We start from the raw sequence: 22,587 nt of genomic DNA on the forward strand, positions 1-22,587 counted from the left end.
GGATACCATGGTCCGGGCGCCCCAGTAGCCCAATTGGCAGAGGCAGCGGACTTAAAATCCGCGTGTTGTGGGTTCGAGTCCCACCTGGGGCACAGACGCAAGGTGAGAGCTCTTTCTCCCTTCCTGTGCACGGTTCTCCTCTTCAGTGACTTTTCCCAGCATGCTCGTAGATTCCCCACAGGCAACGAGTGTTATAGGGATGTGACCTGAATCACTTATGTTCCCGGGGCAATTGCACTAGTTTGAGTCTTAATCAGGAACACCTGAGTAATCGCATCAAAGGCAGTTCGCACCTTTCGATCGAGGAGACAACGAATGTTTGATCTTTCCCCAGCGGCGCCCCGAGCCGCCAAGCTAACCGCGCTTGGCATTGGGGTCGCGCTCTTGGCCACAGCTTGTGGTGGGTCTTCGACACCTACCCAGACTGGGTCCCAATCCGCCGCCGCGGCAGGTATCGCCTGCCCGGCACCGAGCGGCGGGGCGGGGGCCGGCAACAGCCAGGCTGCCACCAACACGGGACCTGTACCTCCCTCGACCACCACCACGGCTACGCCGCTTAAGCTTGGATCGCTCCTGCCGACAACGGGGTCGCTGGCGTTCCTCGGCCCGCCTGAAATTGCCGGTGTCAACCTCGGCGTCAAGGAAGTCAACGACGCCGGTGGCGTTTTGGGTGCCCCGGTGGAAGTAACCCACCGCGACTCCGGTGACACCAAGACCGACATCGCCACGCAGTCCACCACAGCCTTGCTGGGCCAGGGTGTGAGCGCAGTAATCGGTGCGGCCTCGTCCGGCGTTTCCAAGACGGTCATCAACCAGATCACGGGCGCCGGCGTCATCCACTTCTCCCCGGCGAACACCTCACCTGACTTCACCACATGGGATGACAAGGGCCTCTACTGGCGCACGGCACCGTCCGACGTCCTGCAGGGCAAGGTCCTCGGCAACTACATGGCTACCTGTGGCGCCCAGACTGTTGGCATGATCGTTCTCAACGACGCCTACGGAACCGGCCTGCAGAAGAACGTCAAGGAAGCTTTCGAGGCAGCCGGCGGCAAGGTTGTTGCAGAAGAACTCTTCAACGAGGGTGATTCACAGTTCAGCAGTCAGGTGGACAAGGTCCTCGCAGCCAAGCCCGATGCGATCGCGTTGATCACCTTCGACCAGGCCAAGAGCATCGTCCCGCTGATGACCGGCAAGGGCGTCAAGCCCACGCAGCTGTTCATGGTTGACGGCAACACCTCGGACTACAGCAAGGACTTCCAGGCAGGCACCATGAAGGGCGCACAGGGAACCATCCCCGGTACGTTCGCCAAGGACGCCTTCAAGCAGAAGCTCCTCGCGATCGATCCCGCCCTGAAGGATTACAGCTACGCAGGCGAGTCCTACGACGCCGTGAACCTGATTGCGCTGGCATCTGAGGCAGCCAAGAGCACCAAGGGCACGGACATCGCGGCCAAGCTCAAGGAAGTCTCTGAAGGCGGCGAGAAGTGCACCGACTTCCCGTCATGCGTCACCCTGCTCCGCGAGGGCAAGGACGTTGACTACGACGGCCAGTCCGGTCCGGTAACGTTCTCCGATGCCGGCGACCCCACCGAGGCGTACATCGGTATCTACGAATACCAGGACGACAACACCTACAAGCCGGTCCGCGAAGAGTTCGGCAAGCTCTAAGCTGAACGCCAACTAGACCGCAATTAGCAACGGGTCCCCTTCCTCACAAGGAAGGGGACCCGTTGGGCGTTAACAAAGCCCTCACACAGGCTGTAGACCTACCATGTCCTCATGAAGCCAACCCGGGAAGCCCGCTCCATCGCCGTGGTCATCAACGCCGGTTCACGCAAAGGTTCCGCGGCTCAAAAGTTGGTGGTCGACAGTCTCGCAAAGGCAGGGCTCCCGGTCTCCGCGATGTATACGGTGTCCGGGGGCGGGGACCTCGGCCGAGCCCTGGAACAAGCGATCACCGAAGGCCACGATTTTGTGGTTGTTGGGGGAGGCGACGGAACAGTTGCCTCCGCAGCAGGACTCGTGGCGGGTACCGACGTCGTGCTGGGTGTTCTTCCCCTTGGCACCGCGAATGACCTCGCCAGGACGCTGGAAATCCCCCGGGACCTGGGCAGCGCCTGCGCTGCCCTCGCGGACGGAAAAGTAGTGGACATCGACCTCGGGCGGGCAAATGGCCAACCTTTCCTCAACGTGGCTTCAGCCGGCCTGTCCGTGGCCGTCACGCAGGCGCTCAGTCCGCGCCTCAAACGACTCATCGGGCCCGTGGCATACGGAGTGGCTACGCTTCGCTCCTACGCCACGTACAAGCCGTTCCACGCCCGCCTCGAATTCCCGGACGGGGACCATGAGCCCGTGGAGTTGAAGGACCTGCTGCAGGTAGCTGTGGGAAACGGAAGGTACTACGGAGGCGGCAACGCGGTTTCTCCGACAGCGGGGATCGATGATCACACACTGGACATCTACGCGATCCATGCGGCGCCGCTGCGGGAGCAGGCAAAGATCGCGCGTTCGCTCAAGAATGGCAAGTTTGTGGAAAACGAGCGGGTGCTCCACCTCACCAGCCGGAACGTCAGGCTGGTGACCAGTCCGCCGCTGCCGGTGAACCTCGACGGCGAGATCACCACCAGCACGCCCACCGACTTCACGGTTGAGCGAAATGCGGTGCACGTGGTGGTGCCGGGGAACAGCAGCAGCGCGACGTTTGAGGGACGGAATTAAAAACACCGACGGCCTGGTTCCGGCCTTGCACCGGAACCAGGCCGTCGGGGCTACTGCGGCTAGACTTCGTCGGCCAAGGTACCCAGGTAGAGCTGGATGACCTTGGGGTCCTTCATGAGCTCACGGCCCGTACCTGTGTACGCATCCTTGCCTTGGTCCAGGACATAGCCGCGGTCGCAGATCTGCAGGCAACGGCGGGCGTTCTGTTCCACCATGATTACCGAGACTCCGGCGCGGTTAATCTCGTGGACACGGAGGAAGGTCTCGTCCTGTTTGACGGGGGAGAGGCCTGCCGACGGCTCGTCGAGCAGCAGCACAGCCGGGTCCATCATGAGTGCCCTGCCCATGGCCACCATCTGGCGTTCGCCGCCGGACAGAGACCCTGCACGTTGAGCACGCCGCTTTCCCAACTCCGGAAAGAGGCTGGTGACAAAGTCGAAGCGTTCGGAGAAATCCTTGGGCCGCTGGAACATGCCCATTTGGAGATTCTCTTCGATGGTCAGTGTGGCGAAGACATTGTTTGTCTGCGGGACGAAGCCCACACCCTGGGTGACCAGCTTGTTGGCCTTCAACCCCGTGAGGTCCTGGCCACGAACCACCACTGTGCCGGAGTGGACCTTCACCAAACCGAACATGGCCTTTAGGAGCGTTGATTTACCGGCGCCGTTGGGGCCGATAATGCCTATCAACTCACCCTTGCGGGCCTCTATGCTGCAGCCATTGAGGATGTTGACGCCAGGAATGTAGCCGGCCACGAGGTTAGTAACCTTGACCACGGAATCGCCGGCCGGCGCTGCCGCCGAGGCGGGCATTGCGCTGGTGCTGCTGCTCATTTCCCGTCCTCCTTCTTGGTTTCTTCGATCTCGGACAGGATGCCGGCGTCTTCTGTTCCCACCACGGACTCTTCGTCAGCTTCGAGTTCTGCCTCGAGCACCTTGATGCCTTCAGCGTCGCCAAGGTCCACATCGTGGTGGGCGCCGAGGTAGGCGTCGATGACGGCGGGGTTCTTCATGACTTCACCCGGAGGTCCTTCGGCAACTACCTTGCCTTCGGCCATGACTACAACCCAGTCAGCAATGTGGCGGACCATGTTCATGTCGTGCTCCACGAAGAGCACGGTCATGCCCTCCGCTTTGAGGTTCTTGATGTGGTCCAGCAGCGACTGTGTCAAGGCCGGGTTCACACCGGCCATGGGCTCATCCAGCATCACCAGCTTGGGCTTCACCATCAGGGAGCGTGCCATCTCCAGGAGCTTGCGCTGACCACCGGAGAGGGACGCTGCATAGTCGTCCTTCTTGGTATCCAGCTTGAACTTCTCCAACAGCACGTTGGCCTGGGCCGTGATTTCCTTTTCGCGTCCTCCCCAAATGCCTTTGAACAGGGCTTTGGAAAGCCGTTCGCCGGGTTGGTCCGCGGCACCAAGGCGCATGTTTTCCATGACGGTCAGCTTGCCCATCACTTTGGTCAGTTGGAACGTGCGGACCATGCCCATGCGGGCGACCTTGTAAGACGAGACTCCAGCCAGGCTGTTGCCTTCAAACTGCCACTTGCCCGTGTTGGGGGTGTCAAAGCCCGTGAGCAGGTTGAAAAGGGTGGTCTTGCCGGCTCCGTTGGGGCCGATCAAGGCGGTGATCTTGTGGCGGGGGATCTCCAGGTATTCCACGTCCACTGCGTTAATGCCGCCAAAAGAACGTGTGACATCCTCTGCCACCACAATGGGATCGCGCTTCTTGCAGCCGGGGGTATTCTCCCCGACGGCGATGGGCCGCGAATCGGTCATGTAGTCGATATTTTCGGTGTTGCGTTCGTTGGTCTCACTCATGCGAAAGCAAGCTCCTTCTTATTGCCGAAGACGCCTTGCGGGCGGAAGATCATCAGGAGCATCAGTGCAACGCCTACCAGGATGTAGCGCAGCTGGCCTGCCTGGACGGTGGTCAGCCAGGTGACTGCCCCTGATTCGATGAGGCCGTAGAGCAGGCTCTGCGTCAGCGAGAGCACCACCCAGAAAATCATGGCTCCGATGACCGGCCCCAATACCGTGGCCATACCGCCGAGCAGGAGGCAGGTCCACAGGAAGAACGTGAGCTCTGTGCCGTAGTTGGACGGCTGGACGGCGCCGCGGGGGAGGGTGAAGATCATGCCCGCCAAGGCGCCGAGCACGCCACCTATGACCAGCGCCTGCATCTTGTAGGCGTAGACGTTCTTGCCGAGCGAGCGGACAGCGTTCTCGTCTTCCCGGATGCCCTTCAGGACGCGGCCCCAGGGGCTGCGCATCAGGAGCCACACCAGGAGGCAGCACACGATGACCAGGCCCCACCCGACGACGCGGATAAAGAAGTCGCGGTTGTTCATGCCCATGTAGGACCCTTCAGGGAAGGGATTCATGGCATAGAAGGTGTTCTCAAACGCTGCCAGGCCGTTGGCGGAGCCTGTGACGCTGGTGAGCTGGTTGGTAGTGACCACGTACCGCACAATTTCGGCGGCGGCGATGGTGACGATAGCCAGGTAGTCGGCACGAAGCCGCAGCGTAGGAATACCCAGGATGAAGGCGAAGATCACCGAGCAAAGAACAGAGATGATCAGTGCAAGGAAGAACGGGGCGTCGAAACTCAGGGTAGAGATTGCGAAACCGTAGGCACCCACAGCCATGAAGCCGGCCTGGCCGAAGTTCAGCAGGCCTGAGTAGCCGAAGTGCACCGCGAGGCCCAAAGCGGCAAGTGCGTAGGCCGCCGTCGTCGGGCTGAACAGTTCGCCAAGGGCGCTGGAGAAAATAAATCCGAAGTCCATGGCCCGCTCCTAACCCACACGCTCACGCCGGCCGAGGATACCCTGCGGTCGGAACAGAAGAACAACAATCATGATGAACAGGGCACCGACGTACTTGAGGTCGGCGGGGAGGCCGAACACGGTAGTCAGTTCCACGAAGATGCCGACGACGATCGAGCCGATCAGGGCACCGAAGACGGTCCCCAAACCACCCAGCGTCACGCCGGCGAAGATGAGCAACAGGATTTGCGAGCCCATGTCGAAGGTGACGCCAGGGCGGTAGTACGCCCACAGGATGCCACCGAGGGAGGCGAGGACGCCGCCGACGATCCACACAATGCGGATAACGGAGTCGACGTCGATGCCGGAGGCGGCTGCCAGCGCGGGATTGTCGGCTACTGCACGGGTTGCCTTGCCCAGACGGGTCTTCAGCAGGACGATGCCGATCAGGGCGATGACCACGGCACTGATGATCAGGGACCACAGGTTGTTCGGGGAGATCGAAACAGGGCCGATCTGGATCTCGGCACTCTGAGCGCCGGGCAGCTGCTGCGTTGCACCGCCGAAGAAGAACTGGATGACGTAGCGGATGGCCAACGCGAGACCGATGCTGACGATCATCATGGGGACCAAGCCTGAGCCACGTTTCCTCAACGGCCGCCAGAGCCCTGCGTCCTGGACGTAGCCGAAGAGACCGCCGCCTACCAGGGCAAGCAGGATGGCCAGCCAGAAGGGGAACCCGAAGGCGTTGAACATGAACACCAGTACTGCGCCCAGCGTCACCATCTCACCGTGGGCGAAGTTGGTCAGGCCGGTGGTTCCGAAGATCAGGGAGAGGCCAACCGAGGCGAGTGCAAGGAGGAGGCCGAAGCTCAGGCCCGCGACGAGGCGGTTGAGGAGGTTCTGGCCGAAGTCCTGTTGCTGGACCACGATGCCCTCGCCGAAGGCAAAGATCACCGACAAGTTGGACGTCTGGCTGAACGTGACATCGCGGGGATTGTCCTGGCCCTCGGCCAGTGCGATGCCCTCCGGCAAGGTGGAGGTGTCCAGCTCAATGGTGTAAGTGCCTTGGACGGGAACGCCGATGGTCCAGGCTCCGTTGGCTCCGGAGGTGGCTTCACCTTCAAACCCGTTGCCCGTGGCTTTGATCTTGACGCCGGGTATGGGAGCCCGGGCATCATCGCGGAGGAACCCGCTGATGTTGTTCTGGAAAGTCGTCGGTGACGGCGAAGGCGAGGGGGTGGTTGCCTGTGCCGAGGGGGCGGCGATCAACAGAGCGGTGATGAGGGCTGCGAACAGCGCCCCCACAACTCTCTGCAGTCCTTTGGACCGTCTCATGGACGGGTCGCGCAGTGTGCTTCTCAAAATGGAAACCTCCACAGTGGGGGTGGTCCCGGCTGCGCCTTTGCAGCCGGTGCGAACGGACATGGGGCTTGTGAACAGTTCTTGCCTAGCTGCCTCGTTTGTGATCTAAGTCACCCATGTGTGGCCTATGTTACCGTCCGGTGGAGATAATAAATGCCCAGTTCGGGGGTGCGAAGATCGCGATCGGATAACAACTGTGAAGCTATAGGCAACTAGTGATGTAGCAATCCTTAAGTAAACCTTTGTTGTTTAAGGGTGCTACTAAACGTTCCCAAGGCGACAGTCTTCCAATTTCTTGTCACGGTTGAGTTTCGTCTCCGTGAACAAGGGAACTTTTCCTGCCGCGCGCGCGTGGTAATTGGTACCGTGAACTATCACTAGCCCTTTTTCAGGAGGACACCCGCAATGGCACTTGGCGGAAACCCAGTCTTCAACGGAAAGAATTTCCGTGGAGCAAAGCAGGCCCCGCCTGTACCGCAGAACCCGTACGGCCAGCAGTTCAACCAGGCACCAGGCCGTGCACCGAGCCAGGTCATGGACGGCCATGCAGCATGGTCGGCCCAGCAGCAGAACATGACCAATGAGCAGCTGCAGCAGATGTACAACCAGCCCGCTGCAGGACCGGCCGACACCGGCCGCATGACCTATGACGACGTCATCATGAAGACTGTCGCCTGCCTCGTGGTTCTCATCATCGGTGCCGGCGTCACACTCTTCGTGGCGCCCGCCCTCTCCACCATGCTCATGATCGTTGGTGCCTTGGGCGGATTCGTCCTGGCATTGGTCAACACGTTCAAGAAGCAGCCTTCACCGGCACTGATCCTTGCCTACGCCGGCCTTGAGGGCCTGTTCCTCGGTGGCCTCACCCGTATCCTGGACGGCATGTACCCCGGCGTCGGTCTCCAAGCCGTCATCGGCACGCTGGCAGTCTTCGGCGTCACCCTGGTGCTCTTCAAGAGCGGCAAGGTCCGCGCCACCCCGAAGATGATGCGCTTCTTCCTGATCGCCACCATTGGTTACGCGGTCTTCGCACTGATCAACATGGTGATGATGTGGACCGGCGCTGTGCAGGAGCCCTTCGGCCTCCGCACAAGCTTCGAGATCTTCGGCATCCCGCTGGGTGTCTTCATCGGCATCCTGGCCATCGGCCTGGCAGCGTTCTCGCTGATCATGGACTTCACCAGCATCGAAGAAGGCGTCCGCGCAGGCGCCCCGGAGCGTTACTCCTGGGTTGCGGCGTTCGGCCTGACGGTCACGCTGGTTTGGCTCTACGTCGAAATCATCCGCCTTTTGGCGATCCTGCGAGGCGACGACTAGCTACAAACAGCTCCAACGCGAAATGCCCCCGAGTTTTCGGGGGCATTTTTGCGTCCTGGCTAGCTCAATCGTTCGAAAACAACGGCCATCCCTTGACCGCCACCGACGCACAAGGTGGCAAGCCCCAGAGTTCCGTCTCGTTCCTTGAGGCCGTTGAGGAGCGTGCTTGTCATCCGGGCGCCGGTCATGCCGAAGGGATGGCCCAAGGCTATGGCCCCACCATGGACGTTGAGCTTTGCGGGGTCAATCCCCAACTCACGGGCGCTCGCCACCACCTGCACAGCGAAAGCTTCGTTGAGCTCCACCAGATCAATGTCATCCATGGTCAGGCCAGCCAACCTGAGGGCCCGTCGCGTGGATTCCACGGGCCCCATGCCCATGAGCTCGGGAGAGAGGGCGCTGACGGCGGTTGAAACGACCCGCGCGAGAGGCTGCAGGCCCAGTTCGCGCGCGCGTGAGTCACTCATGACCACTACCGCCGCGGCGCCGTCGTTGAGCGGGCATGCGTTGCCGGCTGTGACGGTCCCTTCTGAGCGGAAGACCGGTTGCAGGGCGGATACAGCTTCGAGGGTCACCCCCGCGCGGGGGGAGTCGTCCCGCTCCACGACGGTGCCGTCCTTGCGTGTGTAGGGCGTAATGTCCCGGGCGTAAAACCCTGCGGCGATCGCGGCTTCGGCACGATTCTGGCTGAGGACGGCCCACTCGTCCTGCTCGGCCCGGCTGATGCCATAGCTGGTGGCAACGTTCTCGGCGGTCTGGCCCATGGAGATGTAGATGTCGGGCAGGCGGCCGCCAAGCCGGGGGTCGGTCCAAGGGATGTTGGACGCCGCGCGGGAGGCCGTACGTTGGGCTGCCGCCTCGAAGAGCGGGTTGTGGTTGGAAGAGTCCGTTTCGCCGGCACCCGCCCAGTTCTGGTACCTGGACACGCTCTCCACTCCCGCGGAGACAATCGCGTGGGCTTCCCCGGATCTGATGGCGTGGAAGGCCATCCGCAAGGTTTGCAGGCTTGATGCACAGAAACGGTTGATAGTGGCCGCTGGCACGCGGTCCAGCCCGGCAAGGACAGCCACTACCCGCGCCATGTTGGAACCGGCCTCGCCACTGGGTTCAGCGCAACCCAGCAGGATGTCGTCCAAGCCTCGCCCGTCCTCCGCTGCGGGATCGAAGCCCGGAACGTTCGCGAGGGCGGCCTGCACCATGGCGGTTGCCAGGTCATCCGGACGTTCCTCCTTGAGGGAACCCTTGAAGGCCCGGCCAATAGGGCTTCTTGCAGTAGCTACGATGACAGCCTCAGTCATGGCCCCAGCTTACGCCCGGCATCAGGTGGGACGCCGGGCGCTCGCAGGAGAAACCGGACGCCTCAGGCCAGGCGAAGAGCTCCAGCGGCCGGGGTAACGGTGAAGATGTCAGGGGCAGTGAAGCCCGCCTTCGCGAAGGAACGCACGACGGCGTCGCGTACCTGTTGCTCCTGGCCAACCGGGGTCAGTGCGATGGCGGAACCGCCAAAACCACCGCCCGTCATGCGGGCGCCGATAGCACCGTTGGCCCGGGAAGTATCCACGGCAAGATCCAGTTCCGGACAGGAGATCTCAAAATCGTCGCGCATCGAAACGTGGCTGGCATCCAGCAAGGCTCCGATGGCGGCAGGGCCCTCGGTGCCCAGGACTTCCACTGTCTGGAGGACCCGATCGTTTTCCGTGACCACGTGGCGGACCCGCCGAAGGGTAGTTTCGTCCAGCAGGCCTGATGCTTCCTCCAAACGCTCCACGCCGACGTCGCGCAGTGCTTTGACGCCAAGAATCCCGGCACCCAACTCGCAGGACGCGCGGCGGGAGGCGTATCCGCCGTCGGCATGCGAGTGCGACACCTTTGTGTCGATAACCAACAGGACCAGGCCGGAAGCTTCTGCGTCGAACGGGACCAACTCCACATGCTGGTCCCGGCAGTCCAGGAACACAGCGTGTCCCTTGGCGCCGCGCAGGGATGCTGACTGGTCCATGATTCCGGTGGGTGCGCCAACGAACACATTCTCGGCGCGCTGTGTCGCGAGGACCAGGTCCTCGGCAGCGAAACCGGCGCCCGTCAATTCGTTAAGGGCTGAGATGACGGCGCACTCAATCGCGTGTGATGAAGAGAGGCCGGCTCCGGAGGGAACATCGGAATCAAGCAGGAGGTCAAAGCCGGGCACCTCGATGCCGCGTTCCTTGAGCGCCCAGGCGACGCCGAGCGGGTAGCGGGACCATCCCTCACCGGATCCGGGTTCCGAGTCCGCGAGGTCGGCTTCCACCACGCCGTGCCCGCCAAAGGTGGACAGCATACGCACCCTTGAGTCGTCGCGGACCCGCAGTGCCACCTTTGCCGTCTTATCGATGGCGAAGGGGAGCACAAAGCCCTCGTTGTAGTCCGTGTGCTCGCCGATCAGATTGACGCGTCCCGGTGCCTGCCACACGCCGTCGGCAGCTGCGCCGAACGTTTCCTGGAAGCGGGCGGCGAGGACGCCGGTCTCGGTGGTGGTGGTCATGCTCGTGTGCCTTCCAGGGTTTTGTTCGAAGGTGATGCGGCGACGCTGCGTAGCCGCTCCGCCACCGCTTCGGGGGTGGTGTCGTTGATGAAGGCTCCCATGGCGGCCTCGGAGCCGGCCAGATACTTGAGCTTATCGGCAGCGCGGCGAGGTGAGGTCAGCTGCAGGTGTAACTGGCCCGCAGGGCGAAGAGCCGGGTCCAGCGGGGCCTGGTGCCAGGCCGAGATGTACGGCATGGGGGTGGGGTAGAGGGCGTCGAGCCGCTTCAGCAGGTCCAAGTAGACGTACGAGAGCTCATCGCGTTCTTCCCCCGTGAGTGCCGCAAGATCGGGGACGCTGCGGTGCGGAACGAGGTGGACTTCCAGGGGCCAGCGGGCCGCGAAAGGTACGTAGGCACTGAAATGCTTGGCTTCCAGGACCATACGGCTGCCGTCCTCGCGTTCAGCGTTGAGGAGTGAGGCCCCGAGCGTTTCCTTCGCGTCGACGTCGTCGTAGTACTTCCGTGCCACCGCACCGAGCTGGGCGGCTCGGGGAGTTACGTAGGGGTAGGCGTAGATCTGGCCGTGAGGGTGGTGCAGGGTGACCCCGATGTCCGCGCCGCGGTTCTCGAAAGGAAACACCTGCTTGATGCCGGGCAGGGCGCTCAACGCTTCGGTCCGCTGGGCCCACGCTTCAATGACCGTGCGGGCGCGCGTTTCGCCCAGTTCGGCAAAGGAGCCGGTGTGCTGTGGCGTGAAGGCAACCACCTCACAGCGGCCATATGCCGCTCCCTTGACGTTGTGGCCGGAGTGCCCCGGGGCAGGAATCGGGGGGATGTCGCCCAAGGCCGGGCCCAGCGACGGGAAGCGGTTCTCGAACACCACGACGTCGTAATCCGATGCCGGAATTTCGGAGGGGTTCGCAGCTGTGGCGGGGCAGATGGGGCACTGATCAGCCGGGGGAAGGTGCGTACGCGTCTGGCGGTGGGCAGCCACGGCCACCCAGTCACCCGACAAGGCGTCATAGCGGACCTCACCCGGCTCACCGCGGGCTGGAAGCTCGCGGTGGTCCACCAACGAGTCCGGTGTCCGTTCCGGAGTCCCGGGGTCGTCGAAGTAGATCAGCTCTCGGCTGTCTGCGAGGCGGGTGCTGGTGATGCGGCTCATACGTCAATCATTCCACAAGCAACCAAAAACGCGTAGTTTCTAACAAAAGCAAACATTTCTCAGTGGGGAACCGTCCTCTAATGCAGTACGGTATTGCCATGTCTGCGTCCCCGTTGCCTGCCGATAACCCCCACCAGTCCGAGTCCCGCCGCTATGCTACGGGGCGCCAGTTCGAGCTCCGCAGGGACGACGCGCTCGCCGTCATCACCGAGCTCGCCGCGGGTTTGCGGCTCTACTCCCGAGGTGGAGTGCAGCTGACTGAAAGCTATGGAGACGGCGAAATTCCGCCCGGAGCCAGCGGCATCACCCTGGCGCCGTGGGCCAACCGCGTAGAAGACGGGGTCTGGTATCTGGAAGGAAAAAAGCAACAACTCGATATCACTGAAGCGTCACGCAACAACGCCAGCCACGGCCTGTTGCGCAACACCGGGTACACCCTGGTGGACGAAACCGAGTTTTCCGTGACGCTGGAAGCCACGGTCTTCCCGCAACACGGCTACCCGTTCCTGGTGCGGCATCGGGTGCGTTACGAGCTCGATCAGAGCTTGGATCTCCGGGTCTCGCAGACGCTGATCAACGATTCCCAAGCCACGGCTCCCTTTGTCCTGGGCGCGCACCCCTACCTGCGTGTGGGCGATGTCGCCCCCGAGGACCTGGTCCTGACGGTCCATGCAGGCACCCGGTTGGTGGCGGACGATCGACTCATCCCACGCAGCACCGCTCCTGTGGACGGCGGGTATGACTTCTCCGGGGGTGCCGCTGTGGGCAGCTTGTTGGTGGATGTTGCACTGACGGACCTGGCGTTCGACGGCGGGACGGCGCGCCACACGCTCACCGCACCGGATGGCCGCAGCGTAAGCCTTGAGCAGGACGAAAGCTGCCAATACGCCCACGTTTTCGTCACGGACACGTTCCCTGGCCGCTCCAAAGCAGTGGCTATCGAACCGATGACCGGCCCGGCCAACGCGTTCAATAGCGGGGATGGCCTTCGCTGGCTGGCACCTGGCGAGGCGTTCACCATGCGGTGGGGAATCACAGCATCCCTGTAGGCCCTTGCTCCGGGAGATACCTCGGAATGTCTCGGATTGTCTCGGAAGTGAGAGCCGGTTTCCCATACGGCCCGGGCTACGGAATTATGGGTTCATGACGCCAACACCGGACGCCAAAACACGTTCTGACCGCCAAATTGCCGAAGACATCCCCTACGGGGTGCGCATTGCTGCAGCCTGGTCCTGGCGGGCAGGCTTGATCCTTCTCATGATCGGTGCCCTCGTCTGGCTGCTGGGCAAGGTCAGCTTCCTCATTATCCCGGTGATGGTTGCCGCGCTGCTGGCCGGTCTGCTGCATCCGGTTGTGGCTTGGCTGCGCAATCGCAAGGTTCCCAACGGGGGAGCAGTCGCCATTACCGTGCTTGGTTTCATTGGCGTGATCGGTGGTGCCCTGGCGCTGGTGGGCAGGCAACTTGTTACGGGTTTCGGTGCGCTATGGCACGAAGCACTGGCAGGCATCCAGCAGATCCAAACCTGGCTGGCCGATGGCCCGCTGCACCTGACCGCGGACCAGATTGACCAGTACATTTCCGACGGCGCTGATGCGCTCCAGAACAACAGCAGCAGCATCCTCAGTGGTGCGCTGTCCTTCGGCAGCACCGCCGGACACTTTGCGGCAGGTCTTGTTCTGGCTCTGTTCATCCTCATCTTCTTCCTGCTGGAGGGGCCCAGGATCTGGGCCTTCATGGTTCGTCTCCTGCCCAAGAGCGCGCGGAGGGCCACCGATGGCGCCGGGCGTCGAGGCTGGACGTCCATGGTCAGCTATGTGCGGATCCAAATGTTCGTCGCGTTCGTGGATGCTGTGGGCATTGGCGTTGGCGCTGCCATCATTCAGGTTCCGCTGGCTCTTCCCTTGGCCGTCCTGGTATTCATCGGCTCGTTCATCCCGGTGGTCGGTGCCTTGGTTACGGGTGCCATCGCTGTGTTGCTCGCCCTCGTTGCCAACGGGCCCATCAACGCCCTGATCATGCTGGCGATCGTTCTGGTGGTGCAGCAGTTGGAAAGCCACATCCTGCAGCCGCTGGTCATGGGCAAGGCGGTGGCACTCCACCCGGTGGCTGTGATCCTCTCGGTTGCCGCCGGTTCCTACCTGGCAGGTATCCCCGGGGCGCTGTTCGCGGTCCCGCTGCTCGCCGTAGTAAACACGGCAGTTCGCTACATTGCGGGCCGGACGTGGGAACATGATGAAGGATTGGGCGGTGTGGAGCTCCAGCCGGCAGCCGCTTCGGCGGGGCCAGGAGGCGACGCCAACTTCAAGGAGGTCCACCTTCCAAGGCCCGAATCCCGCCTCGGCAAAGGCGTCGCCGGCAAGACCAAGGCTTCGGGGAGCACCTCTGTTGAGGAGCCCCAAGCCGACACCAACAAAGGAGAATAGTCAGTGAATACCCTCGAAACCCTGCCCGTCACGCTGGACGATGTCCTCAAGGCGCAGGAGCTGCTCGAGGGCATTATTACCAAGACTCCGGTGGAGTCGTCCCGTGCGCTGGGCAGCCTCGTGGGCGGCAACGTCTTTTTCAAGTGTGAGAACCTGCAGCGTGCGGGTTCCTTCAAGGTCCGCGGCGCCTATGTGCGGATGGCCCGGCTGACGGATGAGGAAAAGAAGCGCGGTGTGGTGGCGGCCTCGGCCGGCAACCACGCCCAAGGTGTGGCGGTGGCTGCCAAGAGCCTTGGCATCAATGCCCGCATCTACATGCCCCTCGGCGTGGCACTTCCCAAGTTGGCTGCCACCCGCAGCCACGGTGCCGAAGTCATACTGCACGGCCACAACGTGGATGAAGCGCTGGCAGAAGCGCAGCGTTACGCCAACGAAACAGGTGCGGTTTTCGTTCACCCCTTCGACAACGTGGACGTTGTTGCAGGACAGGGCACCATCGGGCTTGAAATCCTGGACCAGATCCCCAACGTGGACACCATTCTCATGGGAGTTGGCGGCGGCGGGCTGTTGGCCGGTGTGGCTGTCGCGATCAAGGCCAGGGCCAAGGAGCTCGGCCGTGAGATCAGGGTCATTGGCGTGCAGGCAGAAAACGCCGCCGCCTACCCGCCATCTTTGGCTGCCGATGCATTGGTGCCGCTGAAGAAGGTCACCACCATGGCTGACGGCATCGCGGTGGGACGTCCCGGGCAGCTTCCCTTCAGCATCATCCGCGAGCTTGTGGACGACGTCGTGACCGTGAGCGAGGACTCCCTCGCGCGGGCACTGATCTTCCTGCTCGAGCGCGCCAAGATGGTTGTTGAGCCTGCCGGGGCAGTCGGAGTAGCCGCGCTCATGGACGGCAAGATCGAAAACCCGGGGAACACCGCCGTCGTGCTTTCCGGAGGCAACATCGATCCCATGCTGATGCTCAAAGTCATCCAGCGCGGTCTTTCCGCCGCTGGCCGCTTCATGACGGTTCGGATGATGCTGGACGACCGCCCGGGTTCATTGGCCACCATCGCCCGCATCATCGCTGAAAACGATGCCAACGTCACCGGCCTGGACCACACCCGCTTGGGTGGTTCCATCAGCATGGGCGACGTCTCCATCACTATCAACCTGGAAACCAAGGGCCACGAGCACGGCGAGCAGGTTCTCGGTGCGCTCAGGGCCGAGGGTTTCCAGCCAATCGTGGTGCACTGACAGGAGGGGCGCCCGTGGTGCTTGGAATGCCTGAGGGCTCAAAGGAAGCGGCCAGAGAGTCGCTCGCTGGTCGGGCGAAGGGCGGGCTGCTCTTCATGGGCGGATTCGTCATTCTGCTCTACGTGATTGAGATCCTCAACACCCTGATGCGCCACGGGCTCAATCCAACCTTTGGCCTGCGACCCCGTTCCATGGACGGTGTGCTGGACATCCTGACGTTTCCGTTGCTGCACGCGAACCTGAACCATCTGCTGTCCAACACGCTGCCGTTGATCATCTTCGGTTTCCTGGTGTTCCTGTCCGGAATCCGGGTGTTCATCACAGCATTGGCCTTCAGTTGGCTCGGATCGGGACTTGCGGTGTGGCTCATTGGCGGGGGAGGAGTAACAGTCGGAGCTTCCGGCCTGGTGTTCGGCTTCTTTGCCTTCCTGTTGGTGCGGGGATTCTTCAACCGCAGCTGGTGGCAGATCCTGCTCTCGGTGGTCCTGTTCATGGCATACGGCAGCATCCTCTTCGGCGTTCTACCCACGGTGTTGGGCTACATCTCCTGGCAGGCGCACCTCGGCGGGGCCGTAGGGGGCGTCGTAGCGGCCATACTGCTCCGTCCCAAGGCCAAGCTCACAGCCTACCCAACTGAGTAACAGCAAGTGTCCTAATGAGCCCTCATTGGAGCGTTTGCTGTCACCTAGTTGGGTACACACGAAAAACGCCGGCCCACCCCGCGAAGGGGGTGGGCCGGCGTCGTGTATTTCAGGCCGTTTTAGCCGCTGCTTAAGCGACGTAGGGCTTGGCGGAAACGATCTCCACCGGGATTTCCTTGCCGTTGGGGGCGACGTAGCTCAGGCTGTCGCCTTCCTTGTGGCCGATGATTGCGGCACCCAAGGGGGACTTTTCGCTGAAGACGTCAAGGTCGGAGTCTCCGGCGATTTCACGGGAGCCCAGCAGGAACGTCTCTTCGTCGCCGGCGATGCGGGCAACAACCAGCATGCCGGGCTCGACGATTCCGTCGTCAGCGGGGGCTTCGCCCACCTGGGCATCGCGCAGGAGGGCGGTGAGCTGGCGGATGCGGGCCTCGATCTTGCCCTGCTCCTCCTTGGCGGCGTGGTAACCGCCGTTTTCCTTGAGGTCGCCTTCCTGGCGTGCAGCTTCGATCTTCTGGACGATTTCCGCCCGGCCAGCGCCGGAAAGGTGGTCCAGCTCAGCCTGCAAGCGGTCGAAAGCTTCCTGGGTAAGCCAAGCCGCAGTGGCGCTATTGGTGGTAGACACGGATTTCTCCTCTAGATCTGACAATGCAAAAGACCCCGCCGAGTTGGCCACTCGTGAATCTCAGTAACCAACTTAACGGGGTGAAGGTTTCATCCATTGTAGTAAATCCTCTGGACGAACCCAAACCGGTTGAGTCGTGGGTCACATGATGGCTATTTCCCGCTGTCCACGATCCAGCAGTTGTCCACGATTCCGGAGACTGCCGGTGACTCGGTCCTCAGGACAGTCCGCTGCATGGTGGTGCTGCCGCCGTCGGGATCGTCCTGGGGATCGTTGGGCCCGATCTCCACCACTTTCCAGCCGACCACTGCGAACTTCGAATCCAGGGCCTTGATGGCGCATTTGGCCGTGGCTCCGGGGTATTTGGTGACCTGGTAGTCCACCTCAGCCTGGGTGTCGTCCACGGTGCTGTAACCGATGTCCTTGAAGGTGACAGGGGCCTGGGCTGAGCCAGTTGCTATATAGGCGGCGAACCCCATTCCGAGGACCAAGGCGGCGATGACAATGTTCCGCTTGGTTTTGCGGGTCATGGCGCGCTTTTGACCGCCGTAACGATTGGCTAGGCTGGTGCTTGCCGGTACTTGGGTGGCCGATAGGTCCTCTGAAGTCACCCATCCAGTTTAGTGCCGATCCCGGCGCCCCATCACCGCCCACAAAAGCATGATCCATGAAAGAGGAGCCGTCACGTGACAGCGTCCAGCAGTTCCGAGCAGCAGCTGCGTCTGCTCGCCGTCCACGCCCATCCGGATGATGAGTCCAGCAAGGGCGCAGCAACCATGGCGATGTACGCCGCGACGGGAGTGGACGTCATGGTTGCCACCTGCACGGACGGTTCGCGCGGTGACATCCAGAACCCCGCCTTGGAGGGCGCCCCCCATCCCAAACGTGACATGGCTGGCGCACGGCGCCTTGAGATGGCCAACGCGGCAGCGGTCCTGGGTATCCAGCAGCGCTGGCTCGGTTTTGTGGATTCGGGCCTACCCGAAGGCGATCCGCTTCCGCCCTTGCCTCCGGGGTGCTTCGCCCTGCAGCCGTTGGAGCGCGCCACGGCGCCCTTGGTCCGGCTGGTCCGCAATTTCAAGCCACACGTCATTCTCAGCTACGACGAAAACGGTGGCTACCCGCACCCGGACCACATCATGGCCCACAAGGTTGCGGTGGAAGCTTTTGAAGCCGCAGGCGATCCCGAGCGCTATCCCGGCATGGGCGAGCCTTGGGCGCCCAGCAAGCTCTACTACGACCGCGCCTTCAGCCCTGAACGATTCCGTGCGCTGCACTTCGCCTTGGAAGAAGCGGGGCTGCAGTCCCCGTATGCCGAGCGGCTTGCGGCATGGCTGGAAGCCGATGCGGAAGGTCACACAGCGCCGGTAGCGGGACATCAGACCACCACGCAAGTTGATTGTGGTGACTTCTTCGAGGCCAGGGATGACGCCCTGCGGGCTCACCGGACCCAGATCGATCCTCTCGGCTTCTTCTTCGCGGTATCGCCGGACCTGCAAAGGACCGCCTGGCCGTGGGAGGACTACACTCTGATCAAGTCCAGGGTCCCTTCCGAGCTGCCGGAGAAGGACCTCTTCGCGGGGATAAGATAGGAATGCCGGTAGTTTCTATCGCTCGTAGAAATTACCGTGCGGCCGGCCGGTTTCCCGGCTACGCGCTGCCAATCGGCACGCACCAGCTCCCATAGAAGGTTTGAAAGTGCATCACTTGATTCTTGCCCTGACCGTCACTCCGTCGCCCGATCCCACGGGCACGCTGCGGCCCGGCCTGTCCGAGGATCAGGTGACGCCCGGTACGTGGGGCTTCGTCCTCACGGCCTTCATCGTGATCCTCACAACCTTCCTGATCGTGGACATGGTTCGCAGGATCCGCCGTGTTCGCTACCGCGCCCAGGTGGAGGAAGCACGCTTGGCGGCAGAAGCGGACAACGCGGACGGCGGAAGCGAAAGCGCTGTCGAAGCAAGTAGCTCCACCGACGAGAATGGCGATGGCGGCCCCCGAACCCGCTGAATCGGGTCAACCCGCTGAATCGGGTCGACCCAACTGGCCCGGGGCAAGTAACGCCCTGGGTTCGGAGCCTTCTGCTTACCTGCGGCAGCACGCGGACAATCCCGTGTTCTGGCGCCCGTTCGGTGATGAGGCTTTTGCCTTTGCTGCCCAGCGTGATGTCCCCGTCTTCCTCTCCATCGGCTACGCGGCATGCCACTGGTGCCACGTCATGGCCCACGAATCCTTCGAAGACCAGGAAACTGCCGATTACCTGAACGCCCATTTTGTCCCGGTGAAGGTTGACCGGGAAGAGCGGCCCGACGTCGACTCCGTGTACATGGCGGCCACCCAGGCCATCAGCGGCGAAGGTGGGTGGCCGATGTCCGTCTTCCTCACCCCCGACGGGCTCGCCTTTCACGCGGGAACGTACTTCCCGCCCATTCCTTTGCCCGGCCGTCCCTCGTTCCGCAATGTCCTGGAGGCAGTCCATGAGGCGTGGCTGGAGCGCCGCGATGCCGTGGAGCAGAATGCCAGGGGACTGGCAGCGAACCTGGCCGATGCACCTTTTGCCGGTGTGGTCCGGCTGGACGGCCCGCCCGAAATGCTGGAAGCCAGCCTCCTCCCGGAGGCCGTAGCGCTGCTGGCCCGTTCCGAAGACCCCGACGCCGGTGGGTTCGGCAGCGCTCCCAAGTTTCCGCCGTCGGCGGTTCTTGAGTTCCTCATCCGGCACGCAGCCGCACCGTCGGATACTGCTCTTGCTGCCCGCGACATGGCAGCCCGGGGTCTTGCCGGCATGGCCCGCTCGGCCTTGCGCGACCAGCTCGACGGCGGATTCGCCCGCTACTCGGTGACGGCGGACTGGTCCGTGCCGCACTTCGAAAAAATGTTGTACGACAATGCGCAGTTGCTGCGGGTCTACGCACACTGGGCCCGGCTTGGCGGCAATGAGGTCTTCCCGGCGGGCGAAGCAGCATCCGTTGCCTCGAGGTGCGCCGATTGGATGTTGGGTTCCCTCAAGCTGTCGAACGGCGCGTTGGCCTCATCCCTGGACGCTGACACCGTGGTTGGAGGCGTGCATCATGAGGGCGCAACATATTTGTGGACTCCCGAATCTCTCGTGGACGCCCTTGGCGCGGATGACGCCGAGGCTGTGGCGACCATGATGAACGTCGGCGCAGAGGGGACTGTCTCTGAGCTGGGTTCGCCGCTACATCCTGGCCGGGCGTTGACGGACGCAGAGAGCAGGCTCTGGGAGCGGGTCCGGCCGGTGCTGTTGGCCTCCCGTAATCTTCGGAACCAGCCGGCCAGGGACGACAAAGTGGTGGCCGGGTGGAATGGCCTCGCCTTGGCCGCCCTCGCCGAAGCAGGCGCCATCCTGGACCGCCCTGACTTGGTTGCCGCGGCCGAAGCCGTGGCGGAGTACCTCGCGGACGTTCACTGGAACAGTGCGTCACAGGTGCTGGTCCGGGTTTCACATGACTCGCGGGCGCGGGGCATTGGCGGTCTGCTTGAGGACTACGCCTTCTGCGCCGATGGCCTCCTGGCGCTTTATGGCGTCACGGGAGCCACGCGCTGGTACCGCTTCGCGGAGGAGCTCATTCTTGCCGCATGTTCACGTTTTGTGGAGAACGGGAAATTGGCCGACTCTGCGGGGGAGTCCGCGCAGGTTTTCAACGCCCAGGGCCAGCAAACTGCGCTGGACCCGTTCGACAATGCCACGCCCAGCGGTGCCGCCGGTTTCGCGGGCGCCTTGTTGTCTTTCGCCGCTTACTCCGGTTCCCACGAGCATCGCCTGATGGCCGGCAATATCCTCAGCCTGTTACCACCCCTCGCCACGCGGGCGCCACGTGTTGCGGGTTGGCTGCTGGCTACCGCGCAAGCTGCACTGGCCGGCCCGGTAGAGGCCGCCGTCGCAGGTCCGGACTCGCCGCTGCTACGCGAGTTGCACACTGCGCTGCTGAAGTCTCCCAGCCCCGGCCTGGTTATCGCCGTGAAAATGGACGACGGCGCGTTCCCGGCCGGGGAGGTGGAAGTTCCTCTGCTGCTCCACAGGTCAGGCGCGCCAGACGGATCGGCGCAGGTTTACTTGTGCCGCGACATGGTGTGCGAGAGGCCGCTGAGCGATGTGGCAGCGGTTCAGTCCCGGCTGGCGGCGATGGCGGCAGGCGACTGACACGGCCTTTCCAGCTCAGGCCTAGCTGAGCACTGCCATCATGATGGCAGCAAAATGCGCCGCGAACGCCAGCACTGTGAAGGCGTGGAAGAGTTCGTGGAAGCCGAAGTGCTGGACGCTGAAGTTCGGTTTTTTTATGGCGTAGAACACCGCGCCGGCGATGTACAACGCTCCACCGACGCAGATGAGTATTGCTGCCGGGGCATTGGCGGTGAAGAACTGGGGCAGGTAGAACAACGCTCCGCAGCCTAGTGCTATGTAAACCGGCACGTACAACCAGCGTGGAGCGTGTGTCCACAGAATTCGGAAGAGCACCCCGACTATTGCTCCGGACCACACTAGCCACAGCAACGTCACGGCCTGTGATCGCTCCAGCAAGGACCACGCCAGGGGGGTGTAACTGCCGGCGATCACCAGCATGATGTTCGTGTGATCCAGTCGTTTGAGGAGCATTCGGACCTTGGGCGACCAGTTTCCGCGGTGGTAAACGGCGCTGACGCCAAACAGCAGGAAGCCCGTCAAGGCATAGATGGCGGAGGTGACCTTGCGGTCGGGCGTGGGTGCGACGGTCACCAGGATGATCCCTGCCGCGAGTGCAAAGGGGGCGGCGACGGCGTGGATCCACCCACGCCATAGGGGCTTGGTTTCGAGGAGCTCAGCCATGGGTCAAGAATAACTTACGTTTCGGTAAGTTACCCACTGGTAACAAGTCCTGAAGGCGAATTTGTCCGTCTTCTGCACCGGCCCGGCAGCTCGGGACGGTAGCCTTGGATGTGCGCCGTCGTCGTACAAGCAAGGAAGTCAGGTGAGAGTCCGGTGGAGCTGCCCGGTTTCCTCTATGGCTTCTACGAGCGCAAACTGCTGCGTTCGCTCAAGCAGGACAGAATTCCGCGGCATATCGGCGTGATGGTGGATGGAAACCGGCGCTGGGCGCGCCAGTTCAACGCACCCACCAGCCAAGGGCACCAAGCGGGCGCGGACAAGATCCACGAATTCCTCGGCTGGTGCCAGGAACTCGGCGTCAAAGTCGTAACCCTCTACATGCTCTCCACGGACAACATGAGCCGCTCCGGCGAGGAACTGGACCTGCTCATGGGCATCATCGCGAACACCATGGACAGGCTGGATGAAGACGAGGATGTCTCCGTCCACGCAATGGGCGCACCGGAACTCCTCCCGGACTACCTGGCCGAACGCCTTAACAAACTGACCGCCCGCACCCCGGTCCACGAAAAGATCCACGTGAACGTGGCCGTCGGCTACGGCGGACGCCGCGAAATCGTCGACGCCGTCCGGGAACTCCTCCACGATGCCGACGCAAAAGGACGCAAGATGTCCGACGTCGCAGATGAACTTTCGGTGGACGACATCTCCCGGTTCCTCTACACCCGCGGCCAACCCGACCCGGACCTCGTCATTCGCACCTCCGGCGAGCAGCGGCTCTCAGGGTTCCTCATGTGGCAAAGCGCGTACAGCGAGTTCTACTTCTGTGAAGCCCTCTGGCCTGCCTTCCGCAAGGTCGATTTCCTACGTGCGCTCAGGGATTATGCCGGGCGCCAGCGGCGCTTCGGGACCTAACCTTGCTGCAGTTCATCAGGAATTAATCAGCTGGCAATGCGACTTGCCGACGCAGGTTGCGGAATTTTCTGTGAGTGGGA

The 22,587-nt window shown here is 62.6% G+C and carries 21 protein-coding genes and 1 tRNA gene; 12 read left to right on the top strand and 10 right to left on the bottom strand.

Annotation, left to right across the window (positions count from 1 at the left end):
• Positions 1–18: 18 nt before the first annotated feature.
• From KCX59_RS06820 to KCX59_RS06830, 3 genes are all read left to right on the top strand, one after another.
• Positions 19–92, top strand: a tRNA-Leu gene (locus tag KCX59_RS06820).
• 223 nt (positions 93–315) lie between these two features.
• Entirely contained in the window at positions 316–1,671 is a 1,356-nt protein-coding gene (locus KCX59_RS06825; protein WP_017198708.1) for an ABC transporter substrate-binding protein, read from the top strand.
• 111 nt (positions 1,672–1,782) lie between these two features.
• Entirely contained in the window at positions 1,783–2,721 is a 939-nt protein-coding gene (locus KCX59_RS06830; protein ID WP_179019243.1) for a lipid kinase, read from the top strand.
• Positions 2,722–2,780: 59 nt separating this feature from the next.
• Here the strand turns inward: KCX59_RS06830 and KCX59_RS06835 are convergent, their stop codons facing one another.
• Genes KCX59_RS06835 through KCX59_RS06850 form a run of 4 tightly spaced genes read right to left on the bottom strand, consistent with a single transcriptional unit; the run spans position 2,781 to position 6,915 of the window.
• A complete protein-coding gene (locus tag KCX59_RS06835; RefSeq protein ID WP_178997851.1) occupies positions 2,781–3,554 on the bottom strand; it encodes an ABC transporter ATP-binding protein in 774 nt (257 codons plus the stop codon).
• Entirely contained in the window at positions 3,551–4,543 is a 993-nt protein-coding gene (locus KCX59_RS06840; RefSeq protein ID WP_178997853.1) for an ABC transporter ATP-binding protein, read from the bottom strand. Before KCX59_RS06840 ends, KCX59_RS06835 begins: the two co-directional genes overlap by 4 nt.
• On the bottom strand, positions 4,540–5,508 hold the full coding sequence (locus KCX59_RS06845) for a branched-chain amino acid ABC transporter permease (protein WP_178997855.1): 969 nt from the start codon (positions 5,506–5,508) through the stop codon (positions 4,540–4,542). The genes KCX59_RS06840 and KCX59_RS06845 overlap by 4 nt, the downstream gene beginning before the upstream one ends.
• 9 nt (positions 5,509–5,517) lie before the next feature.
• Positions 5,518–6,915 (bottom strand): branched-chain amino acid ABC transporter permease, encoded by a 1,398-nt coding sequence (locus tag KCX59_RS06850; RefSeq protein WP_256871585.1) that lies wholly within the window; start codon positions 6,913–6,915, stop codon positions 5,518–5,520.
• A gap of 342 nt (positions 6,916–7,257) precedes the next feature.
• Here KCX59_RS06850 and KCX59_RS06855 point away from each other — a divergent pair, with 342 nt between their 5' ends.
• Positions 7,258–8,169, top strand: a complete 912-nt coding sequence (locus tag KCX59_RS06855) for a Bax inhibitor-1/YccA family protein (RefSeq protein ID WP_091466098.1) — start codon at positions 7,258–7,260, stop codon at positions 8,167–8,169.
• 59 nt (positions 8,170–8,228) lie between these two features.
• Here KCX59_RS06855 and KCX59_RS06860 read toward each other — a convergent pair whose 3' ends face one another.
• The 3 genes from KCX59_RS06860 to galT all read right to left on the bottom strand — a co-directional run bounded on the left by KCX59_RS06860 (position 8,229) and on the right by galT (position 11,835).
• Positions 8,229–9,467: an acetyl-CoA C-acetyltransferase gene (locus KCX59_RS06860; RefSeq protein ID WP_179019241.1), complete on the bottom strand. Its 1,239-nt coding sequence runs from the start codon at positions 9,465–9,467 to the stop codon at positions 8,229–8,231.
• A 62-nt stretch (positions 9,468–9,529) separates the two neighbouring features.
• Complete coding sequence (gene galK / locus KCX59_RS06865) at positions 9,530–10,690, bottom strand: galactokinase (RefSeq protein WP_179019239.1); 1,161 nt, start codon at positions 10,688–10,690, stop codon at positions 9,530–9,532.
• Positions 10,687–11,835, bottom strand: coding sequence for a galactose-1-phosphate uridylyltransferase (gene galT / locus KCX59_RS06870; RefSeq protein ID WP_179019236.1), 1,149 nt, complete (start codon positions 11,833–11,835; stop codon positions 10,687–10,689). The genes galK and galT overlap by 4 nt, the downstream gene beginning before the upstream one ends.
• Before the next feature lie 98 nt (positions 11,836–11,933).
• Here galT and KCX59_RS06875 point away from each other — a divergent pair, with 98 nt between their 5' ends.
• From KCX59_RS06875 to KCX59_RS06890, 4 genes are all read left to right on the top strand, one after another.
• Positions 11,934–12,884: an aldose 1-epimerase family protein gene (locus KCX59_RS06875; RefSeq protein ID WP_256871584.1), complete on the top strand. Its 951-nt coding sequence runs from the start codon at positions 11,934–11,936 to the stop codon at positions 12,882–12,884.
• Between the two features lie 94 nt (positions 12,885–12,978).
• Complete coding sequence (locus tag KCX59_RS06880; RefSeq protein WP_178997865.1) at positions 12,979–14,259, top strand: AI-2E family transporter; 1,281 nt, start codon at positions 12,979–12,981, stop codon at positions 14,257–14,259.
• A 3-nt stretch (positions 14,260–14,262) separates the two neighbouring features.
• On the top strand, positions 14,263–15,501 hold the full coding sequence (gene ilvA / locus KCX59_RS06885; RefSeq protein ID WP_091466109.1) for a threonine ammonia-lyase: 1,239 nt from the start codon (positions 14,263–14,265) through the stop codon (positions 15,499–15,501).
• Between the two features lie 26 nt (positions 15,502–15,527).
• Entirely contained in the window at positions 15,528–16,142 is a 615-nt protein-coding gene (locus tag KCX59_RS06890) for a rhomboid family intramembrane serine protease (RefSeq protein WP_218649688.1), read from the top strand.
• Between the two features lie 130 nt (positions 16,143–16,272).
• Here the strand turns inward: KCX59_RS06890 and greA are convergent, their stop codons facing one another.
• Both greA and KCX59_RS06900 read right to left on the bottom strand, forming a co-directional pair.
• Positions 16,273–16,767 (bottom strand): transcription elongation factor GreA, encoded by a 495-nt coding sequence (greA, locus tag KCX59_RS06895; RefSeq protein ID WP_026542824.1) that lies wholly within the window; start codon positions 16,765–16,767, stop codon positions 16,273–16,275.
• Positions 16,768–16,919: 152 nt separating this feature from the next.
• Positions 16,920–17,378, bottom strand: coding sequence for a DUF4307 domain-containing protein (locus tag KCX59_RS06900; RefSeq protein WP_178997869.1), 459 nt, complete (start codon positions 17,376–17,378; stop codon positions 16,920–16,922).
• Positions 17,379–17,453: 75 nt separating this feature from the next.
• On the opposite strand from KCX59_RS06900, the gene mca reads away from it, so the two are divergent.
• The 3 genes from mca to KCX59_RS06915 all read left to right on the top strand — a co-directional run bounded on the left by mca (position 17,454) and on the right by KCX59_RS06915 (position 20,929).
• Positions 17,454–18,359: a mycothiol conjugate amidase Mca gene (gene mca / locus KCX59_RS06905; protein WP_179019232.1), complete on the top strand. Its 906-nt coding sequence runs from the start codon at positions 17,454–17,456 to the stop codon at positions 18,357–18,359.
• 106 nt (positions 18,360–18,465) lie between these two features.
• The gene (locus KCX59_RS06910) at positions 18,466–18,777 is read left to right on the top strand and encodes a hypothetical protein (protein ID WP_091466116.1); all 312 of its coding nucleotides are present in this window, start codon (positions 18,466–18,468) and stop codon (positions 18,775–18,777) included.
• Complete coding sequence (locus KCX59_RS06915) at positions 18,755–20,929, top strand: thioredoxin domain-containing protein (protein WP_179019231.1); 2,175 nt, start codon at positions 18,755–18,757, stop codon at positions 20,927–20,929. Before KCX59_RS06910 ends, KCX59_RS06915 begins: the two co-directional genes overlap by 23 nt.
• A 21-nt stretch (positions 20,930–20,950) precedes the next feature.
• Here KCX59_RS06915 and trhA read toward each other — a convergent pair whose 3' ends face one another.
• Complete coding sequence (trhA, locus tag KCX59_RS06920) at positions 20,951–21,592, bottom strand: PAQR family membrane homeostasis protein TrhA (protein WP_179019229.1); 642 nt, start codon at positions 21,590–21,592, stop codon at positions 20,951–20,953.
• A gap of 108 nt (positions 21,593–21,700) precedes the next feature.
• Here trhA and KCX59_RS06925 point away from each other — a divergent pair, with 108 nt between their 5' ends.
• Positions 21,701–22,507 carry an isoprenyl transferase gene (locus tag KCX59_RS06925; protein ID WP_017198688.1) on the top strand — a complete coding sequence of 269 codons (807 nt, stop codon included), beginning with the start codon at positions 21,701–21,703 and terminating at the stop codon, positions 22,505–22,507.
• Positions 22,508–22,587 lie beyond the last annotated feature (80 nt).

The organism is Paenarthrobacter nitroguajacolicus (assembly GCF_051027655.1).
Taxonomy (GTDB): Bacteria; Actinomycetota; Actinomycetes; order Actinomycetales; family Micrococcaceae; genus Arthrobacter; species Arthrobacter nitroguajacolicus.

Bases quoted from the DNA above. Each gene is read 5' to 3' on its own strand.
- KCX59_RS06825 (WP_017198708.1), top strand. From the start codon at position 316: ATGTTTGATCTTTCCCCAGCGGCGCCCCGAGCCGCCAAGCTAACCGCG.
- KCX59_RS06830 (WP_179019243.1), top strand. From the start codon at position 1,783: ATGAAGCCAACCCGGGAAGCCCGCTCCATCGCCGTGGTCATCAACGCC.
- KCX59_RS06835 (WP_178997851.1), bottom strand. From the start codon at position 3,554: ATGAGCAGCAGCACCAGCGCAATGCCCGCCTCGGCGGCAGCGCCGGCC.
- KCX59_RS06840 (WP_178997853.1), bottom strand. From the start codon at position 4,543: ATGAGTGAGACCAACGAACGCAACACCGAAAATATCGACTACATGACC.
- KCX59_RS06845 (WP_178997855.1), bottom strand. From the start codon at position 5,508: ATGGACTTCGGATTTATTTTCTCCAGCGCCCTTGGCGAACTGTTCAGC.
- KCX59_RS06850 (WP_256871585.1), bottom strand. From the start codon at position 6,915: ATGTCCGTTCGCACCGGCTGCAAAGGCGCAGCCGGGACCACCCCCACT.
- KCX59_RS06855 (WP_091466098.1), top strand. From the start codon at position 7,258: ATGGCACTTGGCGGAAACCCAGTCTTCAACGGAAAGAATTTCCGTGGA.
- KCX59_RS06860 (WP_179019241.1), bottom strand. From the start codon at position 9,467: ATGACTGAGGCTGTCATCGTAGCTACTGCAAGAAGCCCTATTGGCCGG.
- galK (WP_179019239.1), bottom strand. From the start codon at position 10,690: ATGACCACCACCACCGAGACCGGCGTCCTCGCCGCCCGCTTCCAGGAA.
- galT (WP_179019236.1), bottom strand. From the start codon at position 11,835: ATGAGCCGCATCACCAGCACCCGCCTCGCAGACAGCCGAGAGCTGATC.
- KCX59_RS06875 (WP_256871584.1), top strand. From the start codon at position 11,934: ATGTCTGCGTCCCCGTTGCCTGCCGATAACCCCCACCAGTCCGAGTCC.
- KCX59_RS06880 (WP_178997865.1), top strand. From the start codon at position 12,979: ATGACGCCAACACCGGACGCCAAAACACGTTCTGACCGCCAAATTGCC.
- KCX59_RS06890 (WP_218649688.1), top strand. From the start codon at position 15,528: ATGCCTGAGGGCTCAAAGGAAGCGGCCAGAGAGTCGCTCGCTGGTCGG.
- KCX59_RS06915 (WP_179019231.1), top strand. From the start codon at position 18,755: ATGGCGGCCCCCGAACCCGCTGAATCGGGTCAACCCGCTGAATCGGGT.
- trhA (WP_179019229.1), bottom strand. From the start codon at position 21,592: ATGGCTGAGCTCCTCGAAACCAAGCCCCTATGGCGTGGGTGGATCCAC.
- KCX59_RS06925 (WP_017198688.1), top strand. From the start codon at position 21,701: ATGTGCGCCGTCGTCGTACAAGCAAGGAAGTCAGGTGAGAGTCCGGTG.